The sequence below is a fragment of the Streptomyces sp. A0642 genome (assembly GCF_004795105.1).
Lineage (GTDB): Bacteria > Actinomycetota > Actinomycetes > Streptomycetales > Streptomycetaceae > Streptomyces.
This window is the reverse complement of record NZ_SSBL01000005.1, coordinates 319,311-345,349: the sequence shown is the minus strand read 5'-3', so window position 1 is coordinate 345,349 and position 26,039 is coordinate 319,311. Positions and strand designations below refer to the sequence as shown.

The following is a 26,039-nucleotide window of genomic DNA, read 5'->3' as shown; positions in this document are numbered from 1 at the left end:
GCCCGCCCCGGCGCTCCTCACGCCTCGCCGGCGAGGCGCCTGACCGCTTCCTCGTACCGCCGCACGTAATCGGGCGCCGAGGCCACCCGCAGCAACGCCTCCAGGGCCCGCACCGCGCCCTCGTCGTAACCGGCGCGTTCGGCCTCCGCGGCAGCCAGGTCCAGCAGCCGGATTCCCTCGTCCTCCGCGCCCAGGGCGATCTGCGCCTCGCCGCTGACGGTCGTCAGCAGCACCCGGCGGCCCGTCTCCTCGTGCTCGGGACCCAGATCGAAGGCGGCGCGGGTGGAGTCCAGGGCGTCCTGCGGGCGGCCCGCGGTGAGCTGCATGCGTGCCAGGTGCTGGAGGGCGAGCATCTCGGTGTGCGCGTCGGGTTCCGCCCTGGCCAGTTCCAGGGCCTGCCCGCAGCCCTCCATGGCCACGTCGAGACCGCCCTGTTCGGCCTGGACGATCGCCAGGTTGATCAGGGCCGTCGCCTCGCCGAGCCGGTCCCCGACCTGCCGGGCCAGCCCGGGCGAAGGCTCCAGAAGGGCCACCGCCTCGGCGGTCCTGCCCTCTTCCGACAGCACCCACCCCAGCAGATTGCGCACCCGGGACTCGGCGTACGGATCGCGGCGCGCGGCGGCGGCGGCCAGGGCCAGTTCCAGCATCGGGGTCCAGCCGTCCCGCGCCCGCCACACCACGTGCGGCCACTGGAGCAGGATGATCCGCCAGGCCCGGTCCTCGAGCCCTGCGGCACGGGCGGCGGCAGCGGCCAGGGCGAGGTCCTCGCGTTCGGCCGCGAGCCAGGCCATCGCCGCATCCCGGTCGGTGAAGTCCCGCACGGCGGCGGGCCGCTGGAAGCCGTCCGGCAGCACGAAGCAGGGCTCCCCGCCGGGTTCGGCGGTGTCCGCGGCGGCCAGGGCGGTGGCGATGTAGTGGTCGAGCACGCCGGTCAGCGCGGCCGTCCCGGCCCCGGGGTCGAGCTCCCGGGCGTAGAGCCGCACGAGATCGTGCAGAATCCAGCGCCCCGGCCCGGCCTCGGTGACCAGGTGCGCGGCGGCGAGCCGTTCCAGCGCGGCCGCGGCGACGACCGGATCGGTACCGGCGAGGGCGGCGGCCGTGTACGGGTCGAAGTGGCCGCCGGGGTGGTGGCCGAGCCGGGCGAGGTGGTGGACGGCGTCCGGCGGCAGTTGCTGCACGGTCAGCCGCAGGGCGGCGGAGACCCCGGTGTCCTCCACCGCGAGATACGTGAGCCGGCTGCGCTCGTCGGCCAGTTCGTCGGCCATGTCGGCGAGCGTCCACTGCGGGCGGCCCGCCAGCCGGGCCGCCGTGACCCGCAGGGCGAGGGGCAGTCCGCCGCAGAGCTCGGCGAGCCGCCGGGCCGCCACCGGTTCGGCGACGACCCGCTCCTCGCCCAGCACCCCGGCCAGGAGCGCGGTGCCGTCCACCGGCTCGAACACGTCGAGGGGGACGGGCACGGCGGCGTCCGAGGCGATGAGCCCCTCCAGCCGGTGCCTGCTGGTGATCAGCGTGACGCAGTCGGTGCCGCCCGGCAGCAGATGGCCGACCTGGGCGGAGTCGCGGACGTTGTCGAGGACGACGAGCAGGCTGAGCCGGTCGGTCAGCGAGCGGAACAGCGCCGCGGCCCCGGCGACGGACTCCGGGATCCGGCGGGGAGCGACGCCGAGCGCGAGCAGGAACTCGCGCAGGACTTCCAAGGGCGTGGGTTCACCGGTCTCGGAGAACCCGCGCAGATCGGCGAACAGCCGCCCGTCGGGGAAGGCCGCCGGGGACCGGCGCGCCCAGTGCAGGGCCAGCGCGGTCTTGCCGACCCCGGCCGGTCCGGTGACCAGACAGACGGGCGCCTCGCCCGCCGCGGCCCGGGAGAGCGCGTTGAGTTCCGCGCCGCGCCCGTGGAAGCCCCGGGGAGCGCGCGGCAGCAGATCCGTGGGGTGCGGAGTGGCGGGGTGCGGCGAAGGCAGGACGCGGGGTGGGCGCGGCGGCGTGGCGGGGACGGCCTCCGCGGCGAACGGCGGTGCGGCGGTGCCGGTGGCGGCCGTCCCGGCGGACGGACGGCCACCCGGGCGGGTGGAAGCGGAGGCGCCGGGTTCGCCCAGCGGACCCGGCGCGGCACCATCGCCCGCCACGGACTCCGGCTCGCCGCGCAGGATCTGCGCGTACGCGTCGGCCAGCTCCCGCCCCGGATCGATGCCCAGTTCGTCGGCGAGCAGCCGACGGGTGCGGTGGAACCGGTCCAGCGCCTCGGACTGCCGCCCCGAGCGGTACAGCGCCGTCATCAGGGCCGCGGCGAGGGACTCCCGCATCGGATGGGCGTCGGCCTCGGCGCGCAGCACCGCCGCCGCCCGGTGGTGCTCCCCCAGCACGGCGTAGGCACGGGCCAGTTGCTCGACCGTCGTGAGCCGGGACTCCTCCAGCGCGTGCGCGGCCGCCTGGAGCGGCGCGCTGGCGTACGTACCGGTGAGTGCGGGCCCCTGCCACAGCGACAGGGCCTCCTTCAGCATCAGCACCGTGTCGGCGGCACTGCGCTGCTCCCGGGCCAGCATCAGCAGTTCCTCGAACCGCTGGGAGTCCAGCAGGGTTTCCGGCGCCCGCAGGACGTACGCGTCGCCGAGCGTGGCCAGCTCGACCCCGTACGCCTCCGCGTCCGCCTCGACCAGCAGGGCGCGCAGCCGGGAGACGTGGCCCTGGATGACGGTGCGGGCGTGCAGCGGCGGGGAGTCGTCCCACAGGCAGTCCATCAGCCGCGGCATCGACACGGGCGTGTTGGCACGCAGCAGCAGTGCGGCGAGCAGGCTGCGGCGTTTGACGGGGCCGAGCGGCAGCGGCCCGGTCAGCGTGTCGACGCAGACCGTGCCGAGCAACCGGAACTCCACGAGCGGCTTCCCTTCCGGGTGTGACGCGCCCGGTTCCGGGTCACGGACAGGCACCCAGAATATCGGGGACCGCGGAGTGCCGGTGCGGGGGTGCGCCCGGGGGGTGGAGCGCGCCCGCGCAGGTCACAGTCGCGGTGGGCCGGGCGCGCCCGCTCAGGTCACAGTCGCCGTTCGTCGTCGGCCACCACGGTGGTGGCGGGCGGCACGACCATCCGGCGCCGTCGCATCACGCTCGCGTAGACGCAGACACCGATGATGCCGACGATCATCATGATCCAGCCGACCAGGTCGACGTTGACGGTGTCCATGTGCCAGTCGGTGGCGAAGGCGAGGATCGCCCCCGCGCCGATGAGGATGATGCATCCTCCGAGTCCCATGAGATCCGCCTCCTTCAGACCCGGAGGCTCCGGGCCGTGTACGCAGCGGGTACCCGGCCCGGGGACGGGCATTCCCCGGAACACCCGTGGAGAAGTCGCTAGTTCAGGGAGTCCGGCGTCGGGACGACCACTCCGTACAGGTCGGCGATGGTGGCGAGGGCGCCGATGTGCACCTGGCCGGCGTCCAGTTCGGTGCCGGCGACCGGCAGGGCGCGGGTCGCGCAGGCGTCGGCGACGACGGTGGGGCGGTTGCCGCGCAGGAACGCCCCCTGAGCGGTGAACTGGACGCACATGTGGGTCATGAAGCCGGCGAGGACCAGGTCGCTCTTCCCCGCGGCCTCCACGTGCTCACCCAGGTCGGTGCCGACGAACGCGTCCGGCACGCGCTTGACCACGACGGTCTCGCCGTCGACCGGCGCGACGCTCGGGTGGATCCGGCCGATCTCGGCCCGGATGTCGTACGGAGTGCCCTCACCGCCGTCGTTGATGACGTGGATGACCGTCGTGCCCGCCTCACGGGCCCGGGCCAGGAGCCGGGCGGCGGCGTCGAGCGCGGGCTGCCAGCCGTCCAGTTCCATCACACCGGTCGTGTAGGTGTTCTGGTAGTCGATGAGGACGAGGGTCGAGTCGGCGAGGGCGGCGGGGGTGTCGTCGAGGCCGTTGAGCCGGCGCAGCGTGGTTCGGGGCATGGCTGTGGCACCTGTGATTTCGGTAGGGGAGGGCGGGCCGGCCGGTCCGGCGGCCGCACTCCTACGACGCTACGACCCACCCGGGGTGTCGGCAATGTCGTCTAACATGCAGAAACAGACACCGCGCTGCGGACACCGCAGCCGCCCCAGGACAGGAGGCACATGAGCCCCGTCGGACGGCTGATCGTCATCGTCCTCTTCGAAGGCGTCGACCTGCTCGACGTCACCGGGCCGCCCGAGGTGTTCTCCCTCGCGCGCCGTGAGACGGAGGAGGCGGCCGGCTACGAGGTGGTGCTCGCGGCCGAGACGACGGACCCGGTCACCACGTCCGCCGGGGTCCGGATCCTCCCCGACCTCACCTTCGACGACCTGGCGGGCAGGAGTGTCGACACCCTGGTCGTCCCCGGAGCCGTGGAGACCGACGGCCAGGGGCGCGTGCACCCGCTCACCGATCCGGCCGTCGTGCGCCGGGTGGAACAGCTCGCCGGGCGCACGCGCCGGGTCACGTCCGTCTGCGTCGGCGCGCACATCCTGGCCGCCGCGGGACTCCTCGACGGCAAACGGGCCACCACGCACTGGTCGACCGCGCAGCGACTGGCCGCCGACCACCCGCTGGTCGAGGTCGACGCCGATCCGATCTTCATCCGGGAGGGGAACGTGTGGACCGGGGCGGGGATCAGCGCCTGCCTCGACCTGTCGCTCGCCCTCGTCGCCGACGATCTGGGCGAGGCCGTCGCGCTGCGGGTCGCCAGGCAACTCGTGATGTACCTGAAGCGGCCGAGCGGGCAGAGCCAGTTCAGCGTTCCACTGGAACAGATCTCCACGACCCGGCGCATCGAGGACCTGCGGCACTACATCCTGCGCAACATCGGTGAACCGCTCACCGTCGCGGACCTGGCCGGCCACGGGCACATCGGCGAGCGGCAGCTCACCCGGATCTTCAAGTCCGAACTCGGCACGACACCCCACGCCTACATCGAGTCGGTCCGCGTCGAACGGGCGCGCAACCAGCTGGAATCCACCGACGCCACTCTCGAACGCATCGCCACCACCTGCGGGTTCGGCACCACCGACACCCTGGTCAGGGCGTTCCGCCGCCGACTCGACACGACGCCGACGGAATACCGGCTGCGGTTCCGCACCCGCCCGGAATGACAGCGGGCCCCCCGCCGTCGCCGGCAGGGGGCCCGCTGGACCGGACGTGTCGTCAGCCGGCCAGGAAGGCCGCCAGCGCGTTCGCCAGGAGGAACGGGTCGTCGGCGCCGCACAGTTCACGGGCGCTGTGCATCGACAGGATCGCCACCCCGATGTCGACGGTCTGGATGCCGTGCCGGGCGGCGGTGATCGGGCCGATCGTCGTGCCGCAGGGCATGGAGTTGTTGGAGACGAATGTCTGCCACGGCACGCCCGCCTTCTCGCACGCCGCGGCGAACACGGCCCGGCCGCTGCCGTCGGTCGCGTACCGCATGTTGACGTTGATCTTGAGGATCGGTCCGCCGTTGACGACCGGGTGGTGCGTCGGGTCGTGGCGCTCCGCGTAGTTGGGGTGGATCGCGTGGCCGGTGTCGGAGGAGAGGCAGACGGTGCCGGCGAAGGCGCGCGCCCGGTCCTCGTACGTGCCACCGCGGGCGAACACCGAGCGCTCCAGGACCGTGCCGAGCAGCGGGCCGTCCGCGCCGGTGTCGGACTGCGAGCCGTTCTCCTCGTGGTCGAAGGCGGCCAGCACCGGGATGTACGGGAGCTCGGAGTCGGGCTGCCCGGCGACGGCGGCGAGCGCGGCGGTCGCCGCGTGCACCGACAGGAGGTTGTCCATGCGCGGCCCGGCCACGAACTCACGGTCGCGGCCCAGGTAGGAGGGCGCCTCGACGGGGTGCGGCATCAGGTCCCAGCCGGTGACGTCGTCGGCGTCGACGCCCGCTTCCTCGGCGACGAAGCGGATGAGGTCGCCCTCCTCGACGTCCCCGAGTCCCCAGATGGGCTGCATGTGCTTCTGGCGGTCGAGCTTGAGGCCGTCGGTGTTGGCCGACCGGTCCAGGTGCACGGCCAGCTGCGGGACGCGCAGCAGGGGCCGGTCGATGTTCACGAGCCGGTGCGTGCCCCCGCGCAGCGTGATCCGGCCGGCGAGACCGAGGTCGCGGTCCAGCCAGGTGTTGAGGAGCGTGCCGCCGTAGATCTCCACGGCGATCTGCCGCCAGCCGTACGCACCGGTGTCGGGCAGCGGCTTCACCCGCAGATTCGGCGAGTCGGTGTGCGCGCCCACGATCCGGAACGGCGTGTGCGCCCCGGCGCCCTCCGGCACGTACCAGGCCACGATCGCGCCGCCGCGCAGGACGTACTTCCCGCCGGTCGTCCCGTCCCAGGCCGCGGTCTCCTCGACCTGTCGGAAACCGGCCTTCTCCAGCCTCGCCGCGGCGCTCGCCACGGCGTGGTACGGGGAGGGGGCGGACATCAGGAAGGCCATCAGGTCGTCTGTGTGGCCGCGGTCGAAGAGGAGGGAGGGACTCATGTTCTTCACTGTAACCAGACCCGGTCCGCAGGATTCACCGTCGTCCCCCGGAGGCCGTCGCTATCGTCCGGCCACGGCCGCAGAGGGCCTCTTGCCGTCCTGCGCCTGCTGCGCCCGCTCGGCGAACATGGCGGCGAAGTCCTTCGCCTCCTGATCGGAGACGGCCTTCTTGCCCTGCGTGCCGGTGCTGATGCCGAGCACGGTCGTGCCGACCCGGACCTGGGTGATGGTGGCCGGACCGCCCATCGTGCCCATCTCGGCGCGATGGGCCTCGCGCTCGTCGCCCGGTTCGCCGATGCCGACCGCCACGGCGCCCACGCCGACCCGGTCCCCGCCGTAGTGCTCGGCCAGCACGTCATAGGCGGCGTCGGCGGACTTCTCGTCCTTGTAGGCGAGCGTCCAGAAGTTGAGCGACGTGCCGTCGGGCTTGCGCGCATAGGCGGAGGCGCCCCAGTAGGCGACGTCGCCGCAGGCCGTCTCGCGCTTCTTCTCGTCCACCGCAAGGCACACCGACGGGGGGAACTCCGGGTTCGGCTCCTGGGCGTCTGGCGTCATCACGGTCCGCCAGCCCGGTACCGCCTTCGCGTCCGGCAGGACCGAGGAGACCTCGGCCTTCCCGAGTGCCTTCGCGGTGCCGCCGTCCTCGTCCCCACCGCCGCAGCCCACGAGCAGCAAGGCCGCCGCCCCGGCCACCGCGCCGCCCCTGTACCACCGTTTGCCCGCATGACTCATGTGTCAGCCTCCCCGTCGGAACCGGACTCGATCCTAGGGAAGACGCAGGCAGCGGCCCGCACAAGGCCTCGTCGACCGGGTCCCGTCCCCCTCTACGACAGCACCGTCACCCGGAAACGAGTCCGGGTGACGGTGCGTGTGGAGATCTGGGCTGTACGGGCCGACCTTAGAACGCGGCCTCGTCCAGCTCCATCAGGGAGTTGTCGACGGCCTCGGCGAGCGCGCGCTCGGTGCCGACGCCCGGCAGGATGTTCGCGGCGAAGAACTTCGCGGCGGCGATCTTGCCCTGGTAGAAGGCGACGTCCTTCGGGGAGGCGGTCGGCAGCTTCTCGGCGGCCACGGCCGCTCCCCGCAGCAGCAGGTAGCCGACGACGACATCGCCGGAGGCCAGCAGCAGACGGGTCGAGTTGAGGCCGACCTTGTAGATGTTCTTGACGTCCTCGCCGGTCGCGGTGAGGTCGGTGATCATCGTGCCGACGATCGCCTCCAGGTCCACGGCCGCCTTGGCGAGGTGGTCCAGCGCCTCCGCCAGCTCCTCGTTGCCGTGGGCGCCCGCGAGGAACTTCTTGATCTCCTCGGAGAGCGTGTTGAGCGAGGCGCCCTGGTCGCGGACGATCTTCCGGAAGAAGAAGTCCTGGCCCTGGATGGCGGTCGTGCCCTCGTACAGCGTGTCGATCTTGGCGTCACGGATGTACTGCTCGATCGGGTACTCCTGGAGGTACCCGGAGCCGCCGAACGTCTGGAGCGACTGCGCCAGCTGCTCGTACGACTTCTCGGAGCCGTAGCCCTTCACGATCGGGAGCAGCAGGTCGTTGAGGCCGTTCAGCGCCTTCGTGTCCTCGCCCGCCGCCTCCTTCTCCTGGATCGCGTCCTGGACGGATGCGGTGTAGAGCACGAGGGAGCGCATGCCCTCGGCGTACGCCTTCTGCGTCATGAGCGAGCGGCGGACGTCGGGGTGGTGCGTGATGGTGACCTTGGGGGCCGTCTTGTCCATGAACTGCGACAGGTCGGTGCCCTGGACGCGCTCCTTGGCGTACTCCAGCGCGTTGAGGTAGCCGGTGGACAGCGTGGCGATCGCCTTCGTGCCGACCATCATGCGGGCGAACTCGATGATGCGGAACATCTGGCGGATGCCGTCGTGCTTGTCGCCGATCAGCCAGCCCTTGGCGGGGTGCTGGTCACCGAACGTCATCTCGCACGTGTTGGACGCCTTGAGGCCCATCTTGTGCTCGACGTTGGTCGCGTACACGCCGTTGCGCTCGCCCAGCTCGCCGGTGGTCCAGTCGAAGTGGAACTTCGGGACCAGGAAGAGGGAGAGGCCCTTGGTGCCGGGTCCGGCGCCCTCGGGACGCGCCAGCACGTAGTGGAGGATGTTCTCGGACATGTCGTGCTCGCCCGAGGTGATGAAGCGCTTCACGCCCTCGATGTGCCAGGAGCCGTCCTCCTGCTCGACGGCCTTCGTGCGGCCGGCGCCGACGTCGGAGCCGGCGTCCGGCTCGGTCAGGACCATCGTCGAGCCCCACTGCTTCTCGACGGCGATCTCGGCGATCTTCTTCTGCGCCTCGTTGCCCTCGTCGAAGAGGATGCCGGCGAACGCCGGGCCGGAGGAGTACATCCACACGGCCGGGTTGGAGCCGAGCAGCAGCTCCGCGTAACCCCAGATCAGGGAGCGCGGCGACGTCGTGCCGCCGATCTCCTCGGGCAGACCCAGGCGCCAGTACTCGGAGTCCATGAAGGCCTGGTACGACTTCTTGAACGTGTCCGGGACCGGTGCGGTGTTGGTCTCCGGGTCGAAGACCGGCGGGTTGCGGTCGGCGTCGGTGTACGAGTCGGCGATCTCGTTCTCCGCGAGGCGGGCGACCTCGTCGAGGATGCTCTTCGCGGTCTCGACGTCCATCTCCGCGAACGGTCCGGTGCCGTACAGCTTGTCGCGCCCGAGCACCTCGAAGAGGTTGAACTCGATGTCGCGGAGATTCGACTTGTAGTGCCCCATGGGAAGGCTCCGTAATCAATAGCAGTGGCGCGCAGCGCCCCGTGGAGGGGTGGCCCGGACGTATCACCTGACCTCTCCGATGATGCTACCCGTCAGTAATAAGACGCAACCCCTCAAGGGGCAGATGTGTCCGATTACTCTTTGGCTCATGTACGGCTACGACCAGAACCAGGGCGCACAGCAGCCGATGGGTGGCGGCTACGGCGAGCAGCCGCTGTATCCCGAACCCTCGCCGCCCTCGCTGGGCGACGCGGTACGGGCCTTCACCACCGGCTCGCTGTCCGCCGAGGACTTCCAGCAGATCTTCGCGACGTCGAAGGTCTACTGCCCACGCGGCGACAATCCGGGCTTCCTCGCGCTGCACAACACCCAGCAGCCCGTGATCCCGATGTTCACCACGCTCAAGGAGCTGAGGCTGTACGCGGGCAAGGAGTCCAAGTACTTCGTGATCACCGGTGCCGAGGTGATCGACCTGCTGCCCACGGGCTACGGCTTCGTCCTGGACATGGAGGGCGAGCACCGCATGGTCTTCGACGCCAAGGCCGTGGAGCAGATGGTCGACTTCGCGATGCGCCGCATGTACGGCTGATCGCGGGCACTCCTCCGGAAGGGGTCCGTACCGCCCGGCGGTACGGACCCCTTTCCGCTGCTCGGAGGGCGTGGGAATGGATGACGCCTTGCGGGATGTTCACCATTCAACTAAATTGAATGAGAACAGTCCCCCGGAGGTGGCTCCCATGCCCGCAGTGACCGTCGAAAACCCGCTGACCCTGCCCAAGGTCGCCGCCGCCGGCGACGCCACGGCCCGTCCCGTGCTCACCGTCACCACGGCGCCCACCGGGTTCGAGGGCGAGGGCTTCCCGGTCCGCCGCGCCTTCGCGGGGATCAACTACAAGCACCTCGACCCGTTCATCATGATGGACCAGATGGGTGAGGTGGAGTACGCCGCAGGCGAGCCGAAGGGGACCCCTTGGCACCCCCACCGCGGCTTCGAGACCGTGACCTACCTGATCGACGGCACCTTCGTCCACCAGGACTCCAACGGTGGCGGCGGCACGATCCAGAACGGCGACACCCAGTGGATGACAGCCGGTTCCGGCCTGCTGCACATCGAGGCGCCGCCGGAGTCCCTCGTCATGTCGGGCGGCCTGTTCCACGGCCTCCAGCTCTGGGTGAACCTGCCCAAGGCCGACAAGATGATGGCCCCGCGCTACCAGGACATCCGCGGCGGCCAGGTCCAGCTGCTCGCCTCCCCGGACGGCGGCGCGCTGCTCCGGGTGATCGCGGGCGAGCTCGACGGCCACGAGGGCCCGGGCGTCACCCACACCCCCATCACGATGATCCACGCCACCGTGCGCCCCGGCGCCGAGGTGACGCTGCCGTGGCGCGAGGACTTCAACGGCCTCGCGTACGTGCTCGCGGGCCGCGGCACCGTCGGTGCGGAGCGCCGTCCCGTCCACCTGGGCCAGACCGCGGTCTTCGGCGCCGGCTCCTCGCTGACCGTCCGGGCGGACGAGACGCAGGACGGCAACACCCCGGACCTGGAGGTCGTGCTGCTCGGCGGCCGTCCCATCCGGGAGCCGATGGCGCACTACGGGCCGTTCGTGATGAACAGCCAGGCCGAACTGAAGCAGGCCTTCGAGGACTTCCAGGCCGGCCGCCTCGGCACCGTGCCGGCCGTCCACGGCATGTGAGCGACCCCTCGGCAGGGCGGGTCCCGTCCGCCGTATGACGATGCGTCGCTCATACGGCGGCACGGGCGGGACACCGCCGCCGCGGCGTGGTCGGGTGAGAGGGTGCAGACCCCGAAGCCCCTCCTGCCCGACGCCGCCCGGCGCACGGCCGCCTGGTGCGGAGTCCTCCTGCTGGTGGCCGGCGTCGCGGGGGTCGTCATCTGGCTGTGCGCCACCCTCAAGACCGCCGTCACCCCGGTCCTCCTCGCCCTGCTCGGTACGGCCCTGCTCGGCCCGGTCCACCGGCGGATGACGGCGCACGGCGTGAACCGTTCGGCGGCCGCGGGCTTCACCTGCGCCCTGCTCGTCGCGGTGGTGGGCGGCGCGGGATACATCGTGGTCACCGCGCTCGTGGACACCGGCGACCAGATCGTCCGCTCGCTCAAGGACTCGGCCCAGTGGGTCATCGACCACTTCGGGGTCGCGGACGGCGCGAACGTCGACCACCTCGCCTCCAACGCCGGGAACCTCTTCGAGAAGTTCGGCGCGAGCGCCGCGGGAGGGCTCCTCAGCGGCATCAGCCTGCTCGGCTCGCTCGTCGCCACCAGTGTCCTGGCGCTGCTGCTGACCTTCTTCTTCCTGCGCGACTCCGACCGCGCCGCGCACCTCGCGCACGCCGTCGCCCCGCGCGGCGCCGGAGACCTGGTCGAGGCGATGGGGCGCAGGGCGTTCGAGGCCGTCGAGGGGTTCATGCGCGGGACCACGGTCATCGCGCTGATCGACGCGGTCTGCATCACCGTCGGACTGCTGATCCTCAAAGTGCCCGGCGCGGTGGGGCTGGGCGCGCTGGTCTTCGTCGGCGCCTACATCCCGTATCTCGGCGCCTTCATCTCCGGCGCCGTCGCGGTGCTCGTCGCGCTGGCGGACCGGGGGCTGGTGATCGCGCTCTGGGCCCTCGGAGTCGTCCTCGCCGTCCAGGTGCTGGAAGGGCATGTCCTGCAGCCGGTGATCCAGAGCAGGACCGTGCAGATGCACCCCGCGATGGTCATGATCGCGCTGACCGCGGGGGCGAGCGTGGCGGGACTGCTGGGGATGCTCCTCGCGGTCCCGTTGTCCGCCGCCGCCTTCGGCATCATCGGCGAACTGCGCGAGGGCCGCCTCGCGTCCCCGGAGGAGCCCGACGGCCCGCCCGGGGCGTCGTCCCCGTCGTAGAGGCGTACGGCTCCGAAGGCCCGTCCGGGGCGCCGGCCGCGTCGTAGAGGCGTACGCCGTTTCTCCTACGGCACCGGGTCCGACGACTCGTACAGCTCGAACCAGATCGACTTCCCCGAGCCCCGCGGATCCACCCCCCAGGCGTCGGCGAGCATCTCCATCAGCACCAGCCCCCGGCCGCTGGAAGCCATCTCGCCGGGCCGCCGCTTGTGGGGCAGTTCGTCGCTGCCGTCGGACACCTCGACCCGCAGCCGCCGCTCCCCGCGCTCGCCGGTCGCCTGGGCGGCCATCAGGGCGTCGCCGTCCGTGTGCACCAGCACGTTCGTGGCCATCTCGGACAGCATCAGCACGGCCGAGTCGACCTGCTCGGGGTCCGCCCAGTCGTGCAGCATCTCGCGCAGCAGCGTCCGGGCCGCGGCGATCCGCTCCGGTTCGGCCTGGGCGATGGTCAGCACGGTCCGCCGGGGCGCGGCCGGGTGCGCCGTGGAGGCCTCCCGGCGCAGCAGCAGGAGCGCGATGTCGTCCTCGCGGCGGTCGGCGAGCGGCCCCGTCGTGTAGTGCGAGGGAGGGCCGTGAACGGCCTCCACCAGCTCGTCCGCGAGCTTCTCCAGATCGCCGTTGTGGCGTTCCAGGATCGGCCTGAGCCGCACCCAGCCGGTGGCCAGGTCGTGCCCGCCGGTCTCGATCAGCCCGTCGGTGCACAGCATGATCGTTTCTCCGGCCCCCAGCGTGATCCGGGTCGCCGGATAGTCCGCGGCGGCCTCGACGCCGAGCGGCAGGCCGCCCTCGGTCCGGCGGATCACGGCGGTCCCGTCTCCGGTCATGACCACGGGGTCGGGATGGCCGGCCCGTGCGATGTCGAGGGTGCCGGTCTCCGGGTCCGCCTCCGCGTACAGACAGGTCGCGAAGCGTGTCTCCGGCTCGTCGCCGTCCTCGTGCGCGTCCGTGAGGCCGGACAGGAAGCGCGAGGCGCGGGAGAGCACCGCGTCCGGAGGGTGCCCCTCGGAGGCGTACGCGCGCAGGGCGATCCGCAGCTGGCCCATCAGACCCGCGGCCCGCACGTCGTGGCCCTGGACGTCGCCGATGACGAGGGCGATGCGGCCGTTGGGGAGCGGGATCATGTCGTACCAGTCGCCGCCGACCTGGAGGCCGCCCCCGGTCGGGACGTAGCGGGCGGCCACCGTCATCCCCGGGATGTCGGGCCCCAGGGACGGCATCATCGAGCGCTGGAGCCCCAGCGACAGCTCCCGCTCCGTCTCGGCGACCCCCGCCCGGGCGAGTGCCTGGGCGAGCATCCGGGCCACGGTCGTCAACACCGAGCGCTCGTCCGGCGAGAAGGAGACCGGATGCCGGAATCCGGCCATCCAGGTGCCCATCGTGCGTCCCGCCACGATCAGCGGCAGGAAGGCCCAGGACCGGCGACCGAACCGCCGGGCCAGCGGCCAGGTGGCCGGGTAGCGGTCGCGGTAGTCGTCGGGCGAGGGCAGGTAGACCGCCCGCCCGGTCCGTACGACCTCGGCGGCCGGGTAGTCGGTCTCCAGAGGCATGTCGCTGAAGGGGCCGTCGTCGCCCATGTTGTGCCCGTGGTGCCCGATGATCGTCAGCCGTTCCCCCTCGACCCCGAACACGGCCAGCCCGTCCGGTGAGAAGCCCGGCATCGAGAGCGAGTAGGCCACCCGCAGCACCTCCGCCGTCGAGCGGGCCTCGGCCAGCGCCCGTCCCGCGTCCAGCAGGAACGCCTCGCGGGAGCGCCGCCAGTCGCCGGTGATCGGGGTGTGCGCCCCGGTGGTGCCGGGCTGCGGTTCGGCGACCTCCTGAAGGGTGCCGACCAGCACGTAGTCCGACTCCTGGCAGCCCTCCTCGTGTGCGAGCGGCTTGGAGCGGCTGCGCACGGTCCGCAGCACCCGGCCCTGCTCGTCCACGATCCGCAGCCTGGCCTCGGCGAGTGTGCCCTCGGCGACGGCGAGGTTCACCACCCCGTAGATCTCGTTCCAGTCGACGGGATGGAAGCGCGAGCGCACCTCCGGCTCACGGAAGACGCCGGGCTCGGCGGGCAGCTCCAGCAGCCGGGCCGCTTCCGCGTCGAGGGTCACTGTCCCGGCCCGGTTGTCCCAGCGCCAAAGACCGGTCGCGGTCGCGGCCAGTACCTCCTCGGTGCGCATTGCCCCACTTTAAACCGGGTTGCGTCTATGGGGCAGCGCCGAGAGGCCGCCGACGATCTTGACAGGGGCAAAGACAATGAACCGGTCCGGTCGCGGGCGGTAGCCTGGGGTGGCTGAATCATCCCCAACCGCGAAGACTGGATGAACGACGATGCATCGGTACAGGTCCCACACCTGCGGCGAGCTCCGCGCCTCTGACGTCGGCACCGACGTCCGGCTGAGCGGCTGGCTGCACAATCGCCGAGACCTGGGTGGCATCCTCTTCATCGATCTGCGCGACCACTACGGCCTGGTGCAGCTCGTCGCCCGTCCCGGCACCCCCGGCAACGAGGCCCTGGCGAAGCTGACCAAGGAGACCGTCGTACGGATCGACGGCAAGGTCTCCGCCCGCGGCGCGGACAACGTGAACCCGGAGCTGGCGACCGGCGAGATCGAGATCGAGGTCACCGAGGTCGAGGTGCTCGGCCAGGCCGCCCCGCTGCCCTTCACGATCAACGCCGAGGACGGGGTCAACGAGGAGCGGCGCCTGGAGTACCGCTTCCTCGACCTGCGCCGTGAGCGCATGCACCGCAACATCATGCTGCGCTCGTCGGTCATCGCCTCCATCCGCTCCAAGATGGTGGCGCTCGGCTTCAACGAGATGGCGACCCCGATCCTCGCCGCGACGTCCCCCGAGGGCGCCCGCGACTTCGTGGTCCCCTCCCGGCTGAACCCGGGCAAGTTCTACGCCCTTCCGCAGGCCCCGCAGCAGTTCAAGCAGCTGCTGATGATCTCCGGCTTCGACCGCTACTTCCAGATCGCGCCGTGCTTCCGTGACGAGGACGCCCGCGCCGACCGCTCGCCGGGCGAGTTCTACCAGCTCGACGTCGAGATGTCGTTCGTCGAGCAGGAGGACGTCTTCCAGCCGATCGAGAAGCTCATGACCGAGCTCTTCGAGGAGTACGGCAACGGCCGCCACGTCACCTCGCCGTTCCCGCGCATCCCGTTCCGCGAGTCGATGCTGAAGTACGGCAACGACAAGCCGGACCTGCGGGCCCAGCTGGAGCTCGTCGACATCTCCGACATCTTCGCGGACTCGGAGTTCAAGGCCTTCGCCGGCAAGCACGTCCGTGCCCTGCCGGTGCCGGACACCGCGGGCCAGTCCCGGAAGTTCTTCGACGGCCTCGGCGCGTACGCGGTCGAGCACGGCGCCAAGGGCCTCGCCTGGGTCCGCGTCGGCGAGGACGGCACGCTGGCGGGTCCGATCGCCAAGTTCCTCACCGAGGCGGACATCAAGACCCTCACCGAGCGTCTGTCCCTCGTCCCCGGCCACGCGGTCTTCTTCGGCGCGGGCGAGTTCGACGAGGTCTCCAAGATCATGTCCGTCGTCCGTGTCGAGGCCGCCAAGCGCTCCGGCCACTTCGAGGAGGGCGTCTTCCGGTTCTGCTGGATCGTCGACTTCCCGATGTACGAGAAGGACGAGGAGACCGGCAAGATCGACTTCTCGCACAACCCGTTCTCCATGCCCCAGGGCGGCATGAAGGACCTGGAGGAGAAGGACCCGCTCGACATCCTGGCGTGGCAGTACGACATCGTCTGCAACGGCATCGAGCTGTCCTCCGGCGCCATCCGCAACCACGAGCCCGAGGTCATGCTGAAGGCCTTCGAGATCGCCGGTTACGAGGCGGAGACCGTCGAGCGGGAGTTCGCGGGCATGCTGCGCGCGTTCCGCCTCGGCGCCCCGCCGCACGGTGGCATCGCCCCCGGAGTCGACCGCATCGTGATGCTGCTGGCCGATGAGCCCAACATCCGCGAGACGATCGCGTTCCCGCTCAACGGCAACGCCCAGGACCTGATGATGGGCGCCCCGAGCGAGCTGGACGAGACCCGCCTGCGCGAGCTGAACATCCAGCTCCGCAAGCCGGTCGCGCCGGCCAAGGAGAAGGCTGAGGCCAAGGACTCCGTCGCGAGGGACACCGGCGCGAAGTAGCGTCAGCGGTCCCGATTCGGTTTCACGTGAAACAGCCCCCGGCCCACCCGCCGGGGGCTGTTCCATGTCCGCCGCACGTCCGGTTCCGGCCGCCACCCCGGATCCGGGCCCTTCGCACTGCCATGGACAGATGGCTGCGCGCATACAAGTACACGAATCACCCGAACGGTGAGACCCGGATGGCCCCGGTGCCGGATTGACGGGCCCCGGCTGCGGCAAAGACTGCCTGGGCCGACCCCGGCGCCGCGCGGACCCCGGCCCGTGTCCGCAGAGCCCCGCGCCCGGCCACCTACCGCTGAGGAGCCCTCCGTGCCCGTGCCCCGTTCGCGCGTTCCGCTGCGCCTCCCGTACGTCGTCTGCGCCGCCTTCCTCCTCCTGCTGGCCGGATGCGGCGCGGGCTCCCTCACCGGCATGGACGGGAACGACGCCACCATGAGGGCCGCGACCGCCACCGGCGTACCGGGACCGCCCGGCGCGGCCGGCGCGCCGGGGGCACCCGCCGCATCCCGCGCACCCGCGCAGTCCCGTACCGCCGTGCCGCCGCCCCCGGCCCCGCCGCGGGAGATCCCCGGGCTGGGGCCGCGGACCCGGGCGCAGATCCCGGCCGGGACCCGTCAGGCGTTCGTCGTCACCGGGGAGTCGGCGGACTCCAACCGCTCCACGGCCGTGCTCTACACCCGGGACGACCCGGCCGTCGGCTGGCGGCCGGCGCTTGCCCCCTGGCCGGCCCACAACGCCCTGAACGGCTGGACGGCCGAGCACTACGAGGGCGATCTGCGCTCACCGGTCGGCGTCTTCACCCTGACCGCGGCGGGCGGCCGCCTCGAACCTCCGGCCACCTCCTTCCCGTACGACCTGAGCCCGGACTTCAGGGTGGAGGGCGAGGGCTTCCACGGCGAGCCGCTGGAGGGCTCCTTCGACTACGTCATCGCCATCGACTACAACCGCGTCCCCGGGACCTCCCCGCTGGACCACACCCGCCCGCTCGGCGGCGAACGCGGCGGGGGCATCTGGATCCACGTGGACCACGGCGGCCCCACCCAGGGCTGCGTCTCGGTCACCGAGGACCGGATGAAGGAACTGCTGACCGCGCTCGACCCGGCGGCGGAGCCCGTCATCGTGATGGGGGACGCGGCGTCGCTGAGCCGCTGAAAGCCCCGTGAACCGGGGCGGCCGAGCGTGATCCGGACCTGCCCGGCCGATCCCGACGGGGCGCTGCCCGCCTGTCGACCGCGAGACCCTGTCAGGTCAAGGTGCGCTCGCCGCCCGACGGGGTGCGGGACGAGCCGGGCGTGACCGGGCCGCTCGGCCGGCCGGTGCGGCTTCCTGATCCGGCGGGCTTCGAGCTGGACACCGGACCGCTGCGGACTGGATCCGCCGACCTGAGCAACGAGGGAGGGGCGGGACCGAAAACGGTCCCGCCCCTCCCTCGTACGGACAGCCGTTACGCCGGCTTCTCCTCCAGGCGGGGGAACAGCACCGCGCCCTTCGTCACCGTCGCGCCCGCCGGCAGCCTGCCCCACGTGGCCGCGTCCTGCAGGCGCTGGTCGGACAGCGCGCCCAGGGACTCCTCGGCGCCCAGGGACTCCCACAGCTTCTGCGAGGTGTCCGGCATGACGGAGTTCAGCAGGACCGCGACACCGCGCAGCGCCTCGGCGGCCGTGTACAGGATCGTCGCGAGGCGGGCCTTGCCCTCCGGCGACTCGTCCTTGGCGACCTTCCACGGCTCCTGCTCCGTGATGTAGCCGTTGACCTGCTTCACGAAGTCGAAGACCGCGAGGATGCCGCCCTGGAAGTCCAGCTGGTCGCCGATCTTCCGGTCGGCCGTGGCGACGGCCTTGGCCAGGCCGTCCTGGACCGCCTGCTCCGGCTCGCCCGCGGCCGTGGCCTCGGGGAGCGTGCCGCCGTAGTACTTGCCGACCATGGCGGCGAGGCGGGAGGCCAGGTTGCCGTAGTCGTTGGCGAGCTCCGAGGTGTAACGGGCGGTGAAGTCCTCCCAGGAGAACGAACCGTCACTGCCGTACGCGATGGCCCGCAGGAAGTACCAGCGGTAGGCGTCCACGCCGAAGTGCGAGGTCAGGTCCTGCGGCTTGATGCCGGTCAGGTTCGACTTCGACATCTTCTCGCCGCCGACCATGAGCCAGCCGTTGGCGACGACCTTGCCGGGCAGCGGCAGGCCCTGCGCCATCAGCATGGCCGGCCAGATGACCGAGTGGAAGCGCAGGATGTCCTTGCCGATCAGGTGCACGTTCGCCGGGAACGTACCGTCGAACTTCTCCTGGTTGGCGCCGTAGCCGACCGCCGTCGCGTAGTTGAGCAGCGCGTCGACCCACACGTAGATGACGTGCTTGTCGTCCCACGGGACCGGGACACCCCAGTCGAACGTCGAGCGGGAGATCGACAGGTCCTGGAGGCCCTGCTTGACGAAGTTCACGATCTCGTTGCGCGCGGACTCCGGCTGCACGAAGCCCGGGTTGGCCGCGTAGAACTCCAGCAGCTTCGGGCCGTACTCGCTGAGCTTGAAGAAGTAGTTCTCCTCCTTGAGGATCTCCACCGGCTTCTTGTGGATCGGGCACAGCTTGACGCCGTCCTCGTCCTCCACCAGATCGCCGGGGAGCTTGTACTCCTCGCAGCCCACGCAGTAAGGGCCCTCGTAGCCGCCCTTGTAGATCTCGCCCTTGTCGTACAGGTCCTGCACGAACTCCTGCACACGATCGGTGTGCCGCTTCTCCGTCGTACGGATGAAGTCGTCGTTGGCGATGTTCAGGTGCTCCCAGAGGGGCTTCCACGCCTCCTCGACGAGCTTGTCGCACCACGCCTGGGGCGTGACGTTGTTCGCCTCGGCCGTGCGCATGATCTTCTGACCGTGCTCGTCCGTGCCGGTGAGGTACCACACCTTCTCGCCGCGCTGGCGGTGCCAGCGGGAGAGCACGTCGCCTGCGACGGTCGTGTAGGCGTGGCCCAGGTGAGGAGCGTCGTTGACGTAGTAGATGGGGGTCGATACGTAGAAACTCTTCACGCCGTCGCCCCCTTGCTTCTCGGATCCAGTGGCCGCCATGGGCGAAATCCTAACGGTCCGGGGGAGATCCCCTCACACCGATAAACCCGGGAGCGGCCGGGAAGGGCTCGGGCCCGGAGCTTTCGCTCGTACGTTCTGCCGCCGTGGCGCACGGCGGTACGGTCACGGCGCCGCCGGGCCCGGAGGGCGGGCTCGCCGTGACCGTACGCCGGCCGGTGGATCAGGCCTGGGCGGCGACCCAGGCGGGCAGCGCGGCGAGCGCCTCGCGGTAGAAGGCGGCGTCCGCGACCTCGCGCGGGGCGGGGCCGGCGTGGAAGAAGCCGGCGTTCGGGGCGTCCAGCTTCCGCAGGAAGTCGAAGCCCTTCGCGTCCTCGTCGCCGAACGCGACGAACTGGAAGAACAGCGGCAGCCGTGCCGCGTCCGTCAGGGCCTGGCGGGCGGCCTGCTTGACGTCCGGCGGGCCGTCCGTCTGGAAGATCACCAGCGCCGGCCCGGTGGCCCCGGACTTCTCGTAGTGCGCGACGACCTCTTCGACGGCGTGGTGGTAGTTCGTCCGGCCGAGCCGTCCGAGACCCGCGTTCAGCTCGTCGATGCGGCCCTCGTGCCCGTCCAGCCCGACCGTGCCGGTGCCGTCGATCTCCGTCGAGAAGAAGACGACCTGGACAGTGGCGCTCTCGTCGAGGTGCGCGGCGAGCGCGAGCGTGCGGTCGCCCAGGTGCTGGGCGCTGCCGTCCTTGTAGAACGGCCGCATGGAGCCGGAACGGTCGAGGACCAGGTAGACGGTGGCGCGAAGCCCGGTGAGCCCGTGCGCCTTGAGCGCGGCCTGGGCGGCCTTGTACGGACCCACGAGCTCGGGCGCACTGGCCTTGACCTTGGCGAGCGTGAGCGCGGGCTTGCCAGCGGGGGCTGCGGGGGCTGCGGGGGCGGCCGGGGCTGCCGGGGCAGAGGCGGCCGGTGCGGGCTCGGCCTCGGGTACGGGCGCGGGCTCTGCGGCCGCGGCGACCGGTTCCGGTTCCGGTTCCGGGTCCAGGTCGATGGTGAGGGGCTCGGGGGCGGCCTCGGCGGTGACCGGTTCCGGTTCCACGGCGAGGGGCGCTTCGGGCTCGGTCTCGACGGCCGGGACCTCGGTGGGGGCCTCGTCGGGGGCCTGCGGCTCGGCCTCGGCAGCGGTGGCCGGGGTCTCCGCCGGCGTCTCCACGGCCTTCGCGGGCTCAGCGGTCTTCACGGGCTCCGCTGCGTCCGCGGCCTTCACGGGCTCCGCGGGCTCCGTTGCTTCCGCCGGCTCGGCGGCCTTCGCGGGCTCAGCGGGCGCCACCGGCTCGGCGGCCTTCGGCTTCGTCCGGGAGCCCGAGCCCTGGGACGGGACCGTGGGCGCGGCCTTGGGGGTGGGCGCGGCGGCGGCCTTGTCGAAGGCCTCGGCCACCAGGTCCGCCGCCAGCCCGCTCTCGCCCGTGCTGCCGGACGTCGTGGTGCGGGACGGGGTGGTCCGGGCCGACTCCGAAGAAGCCGGGGCCGGCACCGAGGCCTTGGCGGCCGGGGCGGGGCCGGGCGTCGACTCGGTCTGCGCAACCGGCTCGTCCACCGTCACCGACTCCGGCTCCGTGGCCCGGGTGCGCTCGCCCTGGGGCGGGACCGTGGCCGTGGCCGGCTCGTCCTGCTCCGTGCGGTCACGGCCGAACACCTTGCGCAGCAAGCTCCGAATGCCCATGGGCGAGGCCTTTCGCATGAGTTGGGTGCGATGAATGTCCGTACTGCGGGAATTGATCCCTGGCCAGGGCGGATACGTAAGGTTAGCGGCCGGATCCGGCCCATCGTCGGCGCGGCCCGCCTGCGGGACAACCGATCCCCAACTGATTCCGGATCGAGTCCCGTTGTCTGTTATCAGCAGATGCGACAAGAGTGCTGACGGTGACGGGGACGTGCAGGCGGGAGCGGCGCGACCGCCTCTCCCGCCGAGGTGGGCGGGGACTTCGTCCGGCCTCCGGCGCCCGCGCCGCACTAAGGGCTGTCCCGCCAGGAATTGCGGGACAGCCCTTAGAGTCGGACCCATGGTTTCCGGTGAGGCGCCGCAGGCGGCGGGCAGCGTTCGGGTCGATGTCTGGATCTGGTCGGTCCGGCTCACGAAGACGCGTGCGCAGGCCGCGGCCGCCTGCCGTGCGGGTCATGTGAAGGTCGCGGGCGAGCGGGCCAAGCCGGCCCAGGCGTTGCACGTCGGCGACGAGGTGAGGCTGCGGCACGCGGGCCGGGACCGGATCGTCGTCGTATCGAAGATCGTGAAGAAGCGGGTGGGGCCGCCGGTCGCGGCGGAGTGCTTCATCGACAACAGCCCTCCCCCGCCGCCGCGCGAGGCCGCGATCCAGGTTCCGGTCCGGGACCGGGGCGCGGGGCGGCCGACGAAGCGGGACCGGCGCGAGATGGACCGGCTGCGGGGCGCGGGTCCCGACCCGACGGAGTGACGGGCGCGCCGCGCGGGCGTGGCGGGCGCCCCCGGGGGGTTGCTTCCCGGGGGCGGCAGCACCTACGGCTCCGGTGAGGCGATGGCCCGAGCCGCCGCCACCTCCTGGCGCAGGGGCGCGAGGACGCCCTCCTCGTCCCCGGGGAGTTCGGCGCGTACCGCCACGAGGACCTCGCTCGCCCGCAGCCCCTCGGCCAGTCCGCGGAGCTGGGCCTGGACGGTGGCCACTTCCGCCGGTTCGGGTTCCGGGGCGCCGTGGTTGACGCGTACCCGGGCCGCCGTCGTGGCGTCCACGATGCGTTCCACGGCCACGACCAGCGGCCACCACGCGGCGGCGCGCGTCCCGGTCGGGGGCGGCTCGGTCAGGGCGCGCTGGAACTCGGAGCGTACGGACGACAGATCACGGTAGATGCGGCGGCGGGCGCGGACCCGTTCCGCCCGGTCGCCGTCGCCGCCCGGCTCGAACGCGTACCCCACGTAGTCCGCGATGTCCGTGACGGCGTCGGCCAGACGGCTGCCGATCCGGGCGTGCCAGCTCTCCGGCCACAGCAGATAACCGGCGACCAGCACGATGGCGCAGCCGATCAGGCTGTCCAGGAAGCGCGGCCAGACCAGGTGGACGCCCTGATGGTTCAGCAGGTCCGACAGGAGCAGGATGACCGGCGTGATGGCGGCGGTCTGGAAGGCGTACCCCTTCGCCGTGAGCGCCGGGATCAGCGCCGCCAGCAGGACCATCACCGGCACGTCCCACCAGCCGATCGGCACCTCCGCCAGCACCGGGGCGGCGATGACGAGCCCCGCGGCCGTGCCCACGGCGCGCAGCACGGCCCGCGAGAACACCGAGCCGAAGTCCGGCTTGAGCACGAAGGTGACGGTCAGCGCCACCCAGTAGGAGCGCGGCACGTCGATCAGCGAGGTCAGCGCCTGGGCGAGTCCGATGCACAGCGCCAGGCGCAGCCCGTACCGCCACGAGGACCCGCAGAGCAGGACGTTGCGGGCGGCGCGCCGGACGCGTACGCCGAGGGCCGCCGGCCGGCCGAGCCGGTCGTCCACGTTGTACGGGTCGGGCTCGGCCTTGTGGACGACCATGACGGCGTGGCGCAGGGCGCTGTCGACCGCCCGGGTGGCGGGCGAGTCCGGGGCCGGCAGGTCCGGTGCGGTGCCGCCGGTGCAGCCCTCCGCCACGTCCGTCGCCAGGCGCCGTACCGCCGCCGGGATGGCGTCCGGCAGCGGAAGCCGCCGTACGTGCACCGCGGGCGCCGCCTCGACCAGCGGGATGACGACGTTGAGCTGGGACAGCAGCCGCACCAGCGTGCCGCTGCGGCCGTGGTAGCGGGCTCGGCGGGCGAGGACCAGGTCGTAGGAGTTGTTGAGGGAGTCCGTGACGGCCTGCCGCTTCTCCTCGTACGCGTCGGTCCCCGCGGCGGCGAGCAGATCGGCGACGGCGAAGTAGGTGCGGGTGACCGCGACCCGTTCGGGCAGCTTCCGGCGCAACGGCCAGGCCAGCAGCGACAGGGCGAGGACGAACAGACCGCCGAGCGTCAGCAGCAGGGGTGCGACCCACCACGGGTCCGGCAGCGGAAGCCCGGCGCCGACCACGGAGTTGAGCAGGAGCAGCAGCCCCGACACGGAGGCGACCGCCCCGATCGTCGACATCATCCCGGAGACGAGGCCGATGACCGTGAGCACGGCGACGGCCGCCCAGCCGTTCCCGTACACGAGGGTGCCGGCCATGATGCCGAGGGCGCCGAACAGTTGCGGCACCGCGATGTTGAGGACACGCATGCGGTACGCGTCCGCGGTGTCGCCGATGACGCCGGAGAGGGCGCCCATGGAGACCAGCGCCCCGTACGCCGGCCGGTCGGCGGCGAATCCGACGGCGAGCGGCACGGCCAGGCCGACACCCGCGCGCGCGACGGCGGCCCAGGGGATGGGCGTGGGCAGGGGGCGCAGGCCGTAACGCAGCCAGACGGGCGGCGTCCCCCGCCGCTGCGCCACGGTGGGGACGGGGCTGGATCCGTCGCTCCCGCTGTCGGTCAATGCGTCCCCCTCCGCCACTCAGCGGTCAGCCCGCCGCTCAGTGGTCAGCTTCGATAATCCTCGACCTCGTGGGCCGGGCGGACCCGGGCCTGTGACGGGTCCTCGCCGAACTCGCTCAGCGCCCGGCGCTGCCGCAGCAGATCCCAGCACTGATCGAGTCGGACCTCCACGGTACGCAAGCGTGCCTTCTCCTCGGTGGTCAGGCCCGGTTCGCGTCCCCCGCGGTCGCGCAGGGCGCGTTCCTCCGCGACGAGTCCGTCGATGCTGCCGATGATGTCCCGCTCCTGCTCGTCCATGACGTGTTCCTTCTTCCAGGCGTACCGGATGTCAGTGAGGCCCGTGCCTTCTGAGCACGATGACCGTCTTGCCGCGTGCTCCGCCGGCCCGGGTGCGGTCCGGGTCCAGGGCCTGCGGAGCCTGTTCCAGAGTGAGTTCGGCGTCGATGGGGACGCGCAGGATGCCGTCCGCGGCGCCCGCGGCCAGCACGTCGAGCAGGACCGGGCTCGGGTCGAGCCGGAAGTCGACACCGCGCACGCCGGCGGGGAGCACCGCCCCCGCGGCGACGCCGCGGGTGGAGAGCGCGAGGCCGCCCGGCCGGAGCGCCGCCGCGTACGCGCCGAACGCCTCCGGGGTGGCGGAGGCCAGGTCCGCCAGCGCGTCGACGCCGTCCGGGCAGGCCGCCCGTATCGCGTCGGCCGCCGGGCCGTCCGTGACGTCGATCGTGGCGACGGCGCCGAGCGACCCCATCCTGGCCCGCTCGTCCCCGCGCACCGCCGCGATCACGCGCACGTCCCGCGCCCTGGCGAGCTGGGTCAGACAGCTGCCGACCCCGCCCGCCGCGCCGACGACCAGCAGACTTTCGTGGCCTCGTGGCGACACCGCCTCCAGGATCTGCGCGGCGGCCATCCCCGCGGACGGCAGCGCGGCCGCGAGCCGGGCGTCCAGGCCGGGCGGGATGAGCGCGAGGGCGGAGTCCTGCGGTACGCAGACGTACTCGCAGTACGTCCCCCCGACCGCCCGCCCGTCTGCTGCCGGCCCGCCGACCCGGCCGAAGACGTGGTCCCCGACCCGGAAACGGTTCTCGCCGCTGCCGATCATGTCCACCCGGCCCGCGTAGTCCACGCCGACGACCAGCGGGAAGACCCGGGGCGCCCGTCCCTCCGCGAGTCCTTCCGGGAGCCCCTCCCTGGCGCCGGTCGCGAGCTGCCGGTCGTGCGGGTTGAGCGAGGCGTACTCGATCCGCACCCGGAGCTCGCCGGGCGCCGGGTCCGGCTTGGGGAGCTCGACCAGGGCGGGGGCGGCCCACGGTGTGCCGACGGCGACGGCTCGCATACGTACGACCTCCCATTCGCCCCGGCAGTCACCCTCCACTCTTCCCCGGGCCGCCAGGGGCCGCACGTCGGGCCGGGGCGGTCCGTCACGCCCCGGGCGGGGCGGGGGGCACGTGCCGGGCCCGGGCCCGGATCCGTGCCGCCGTCGCGCACACGGCCACCGCGAGACCCGTGCCGAGGACGATCCACACCGTGGTGCGCAGGGAGCCGGTCAGCGCGTCGTACACCGCCGCCGCCCCGTCGGTCTCGCTCCCGGGCACCTCGGCCAGCACGCGGTTGCGCGCCAGCGCGATCGCCCCGCGCAGCACCAGCGCGCTGAGCGCGAAACCGGCTCCGGCGACGGCCGTGGCGGTGAGCGCGGCGACGGCCGAGCGGCGGCGGCCCGGCCCGCCGCGCACCCAGGCCAGCAGGACGACGAGAGCCGCGAACACGACCGTGCCGACGGCGGGCCACACACCGGCGGCCCGCAGCCACCGGAAGCTCTGGCGCATCTGGTCCGCGCGGTCGGCGGAGACGATCTGGATGTCTGTGTGCTGGACGGGGATCTGGTCGGCGAACGGCACCCCGTTGTCGACCAGGTTCTGCTTCACCTTCTCCGTCACGGGCGCCAGATCGATCGTGACGCTCTCGCCGCTCTCCCCGTCCAGGGCCGCCGTGACCGCCTGGTGGGCGGTGCGGTTGGCGGCGTTCCAGGCGGCCTGGAAGGCGTCGGTGGTGGTGAACGACCGGACGGCCTGATGGAGGAAGTCGCGGACGGTGTCCTGGAGCGGGCCGACGTCGATCTGCTTCATCGCCTCGTCGGTGATCAGGTCGGAGACGGTGTTCTGCACATCGGGGTCGGAGGCGAGCGGCGCCACCGCGGCCACGTAGCGGTCGGTGTCGTCGATCTCCAGATGGACCCAGGCGGAGAGCGCGCTCACCGGCACCAGGACGGCGAGCAGCACCAGGAACGCCGCCGAGAGAGCCGCCGAGATGTAGGTCCGCACCCCACCAGGGAACCGCGGATGG

20 protein-coding genes are annotated in these 26,039 nt (G+C 72.2%); 7 read left to right on the top strand and 13 right to left on the bottom strand.

Features of this window, described 5'->3' with window-relative positions:
* Positions 1–17: 17 nt before the first annotated feature.
* The 3 genes from E6R60_RS13185 to E6R60_RS13175 all read right to left on the bottom strand — a co-directional run bounded on the left by E6R60_RS13185 (position 18) and on the right by E6R60_RS13175 (position 3,939).
* Positions 18–2,873: a BTAD domain-containing putative transcriptional regulator gene (locus tag E6R60_RS13185; protein WP_136326680.1), complete on the bottom strand. Its 2,856-nt coding sequence runs from the start codon at positions 2,871–2,873 to the stop codon at positions 18–20.
* A gap of 158 nt (positions 2,874–3,031) precedes the next feature.
* Positions 3,032–3,250, bottom strand: a complete 219-nt coding sequence (locus tag E6R60_RS13180; protein WP_136326679.1) for a DUF6458 family protein — start codon at positions 3,248–3,250, stop codon at positions 3,032–3,034.
* Between the two features lie 98 nt (positions 3,251–3,348).
* Positions 3,349–3,939, bottom strand: coding sequence for an isochorismatase family protein (locus E6R60_RS13175; protein WP_136326678.1), 591 nt, complete (start codon positions 3,937–3,939; stop codon positions 3,349–3,351).
* Between the two features lie 162 nt (positions 3,940–4,101).
* Between E6R60_RS13175 and E6R60_RS13170 the strand changes: the two genes are divergently transcribed.
* Entirely contained in the window at positions 4,102–5,094 is a 993-nt protein-coding gene (locus E6R60_RS13170; protein ID WP_136326677.1) for a DJ-1/PfpI family protein, read from the top strand.
* Between the two features lie 52 nt (positions 5,095–5,146).
* Here E6R60_RS13170 and E6R60_RS13165 read toward each other — a convergent pair whose 3' ends face one another.
* The 3 genes from E6R60_RS13165 to E6R60_RS13155 all read right to left on the bottom strand — a co-directional run bounded on the left by E6R60_RS13165 (position 5,147) and on the right by E6R60_RS13155 (position 9,170).
* The gene (locus tag E6R60_RS13165) at positions 5,147–6,445 is read right to left on the bottom strand and encodes a M18 family aminopeptidase (RefSeq protein ID WP_136326676.1); all 1,299 of its coding nucleotides are present in this window, start codon (positions 6,443–6,445) and stop codon (positions 5,147–5,149) included.
* 60 nt (positions 6,446–6,505) lie between these two features.
* On the bottom strand, positions 6,506–7,177 hold the full coding sequence (locus E6R60_RS13160; protein ID WP_136326675.1) for a hypothetical protein: 672 nt from the start codon (positions 7,175–7,177) through the stop codon (positions 6,506–6,508).
* Between the two features lie 166 nt (positions 7,178–7,343).
* Complete coding sequence (locus tag E6R60_RS13155) at positions 7,344–9,170, bottom strand: acyl-CoA dehydrogenase (protein WP_136326674.1); 1,827 nt, start codon at positions 9,168–9,170, stop codon at positions 7,344–7,346.
* 148 nt (positions 9,171–9,318) lie between these two features.
* Here E6R60_RS13155 and E6R60_RS13150 point away from each other — a divergent pair, with 148 nt between their 5' ends.
* From E6R60_RS13150 to E6R60_RS13140, 3 genes are all read left to right on the top strand, one after another.
* Positions 9,319–9,759, top strand: a complete 441-nt coding sequence (locus tag E6R60_RS13150) for an SseB family protein (RefSeq protein WP_136207169.1) — start codon at positions 9,319–9,321, stop codon at positions 9,757–9,759.
* Between the two features lie 148 nt (positions 9,760–9,907).
* Positions 9,908–10,864 (top strand): pirin family protein, encoded by a 957-nt coding sequence (locus E6R60_RS13145; protein WP_136326673.1) that lies wholly within the window; start codon positions 9,908–9,910, stop codon positions 10,862–10,864.
* Between the two features lie 102 nt (positions 10,865–10,966).
* Entirely contained in the window at positions 10,967–12,055 is a 1,089-nt protein-coding gene (locus tag E6R60_RS13140) for an AI-2E family transporter (protein WP_136326672.1), read from the top strand.
* Positions 12,056–12,120: 65 nt separating this feature from the next.
* On the opposite strand, the gene E6R60_RS13135 is transcribed toward E6R60_RS13140, so the two are convergent.
* Positions 12,121–14,217, bottom strand: a complete 2,097-nt coding sequence (locus tag E6R60_RS13135; protein WP_136326671.1) for a SpoIIE family protein phosphatase — start codon at positions 14,215–14,217, stop codon at positions 12,121–12,123.
* A gap of 151 nt (positions 14,218–14,368) precedes the next feature.
* On the opposite strand from E6R60_RS13135, the gene aspS reads away from it, so the two are divergent.
* A complete protein-coding gene (gene aspS / locus E6R60_RS13130; protein WP_136326670.1) occupies positions 14,369–16,186 on the top strand; it encodes an aspartate--tRNA ligase in 1,818 nt (605 codons plus the stop codon).
* 309 nt (positions 16,187–16,495) lie between these two features.
* Positions 16,496–17,338 (top strand): L,D-transpeptidase family protein, encoded by an 843-nt coding sequence (locus tag E6R60_RS13125; RefSeq protein ID WP_136326669.1) that lies wholly within the window; start codon positions 16,496–16,498, stop codon positions 17,336–17,338.
* Between the two features lie 292 nt (positions 17,339–17,630).
* On the opposite strand, the gene metG is transcribed toward E6R60_RS13125, so the two are convergent.
* Together metG and E6R60_RS13110 are read right to left on the bottom strand one after the other, a co-directional pair.
* Positions 17,631–19,244, bottom strand: a complete 1,614-nt coding sequence (metG, locus tag E6R60_RS13120; protein ID WP_136326668.1) for a methionine--tRNA ligase — start codon at positions 19,242–19,244, stop codon at positions 17,631–17,633.
* Positions 19,245–19,425: 181 nt separating this feature from the next.
* The gene (locus E6R60_RS13110) at positions 19,426–20,913 is read right to left on the bottom strand and encodes a VWA domain-containing protein (RefSeq protein ID WP_206309401.1); all 1,488 of its coding nucleotides are present in this window, start codon (positions 20,911–20,913) and stop codon (positions 19,426–19,428) included.
* A 340-nt stretch (positions 20,914–21,253) separates the two neighbouring features.
* Here E6R60_RS13110 and E6R60_RS13105 point away from each other — a divergent pair, with 340 nt between their 5' ends.
* Complete coding sequence (locus E6R60_RS13105) at positions 21,254–21,661, top strand: S4 domain-containing protein (protein ID WP_136326667.1); 408 nt, start codon at positions 21,254–21,256, stop codon at positions 21,659–21,661.
* A gap of 62 nt (positions 21,662–21,723) precedes the next feature.
* On the opposite strand, the gene E6R60_RS13100 is transcribed toward E6R60_RS13105, so the two are convergent.
* The 4 genes from E6R60_RS13100 to E6R60_RS13085 form a co-directional block, all read right to left on the bottom strand.
* A complete protein-coding gene (locus E6R60_RS13100) occupies positions 21,724–23,625 on the bottom strand; it encodes an FUSC family protein (protein WP_240802540.1) in 1,902 nt (633 codons plus the stop codon).
* 119 nt (positions 23,626–23,744) lie between these two features.
* Positions 23,745–23,996, bottom strand: a complete 252-nt coding sequence (locus tag E6R60_RS13095) for a DUF2630 family protein (RefSeq protein ID WP_136326666.1) — start codon at positions 23,994–23,996, stop codon at positions 23,745–23,747.
* A gap of 31 nt (positions 23,997–24,027) precedes the next feature.
* A complete protein-coding gene (locus tag E6R60_RS13090) occupies positions 24,028–25,032 on the bottom strand; it encodes an NADP-dependent oxidoreductase (protein ID WP_136326665.1) in 1,005 nt (334 codons plus the stop codon).
* A gap of 85 nt (positions 25,033–25,117) precedes the next feature.
* Complete coding sequence (locus E6R60_RS13085; protein WP_136326664.1) at positions 25,118–26,017, bottom strand: hypothetical protein; 900 nt, start codon at positions 26,015–26,017, stop codon at positions 25,118–25,120.
* Positions 26,018–26,039 lie beyond the last annotated feature (22 nt).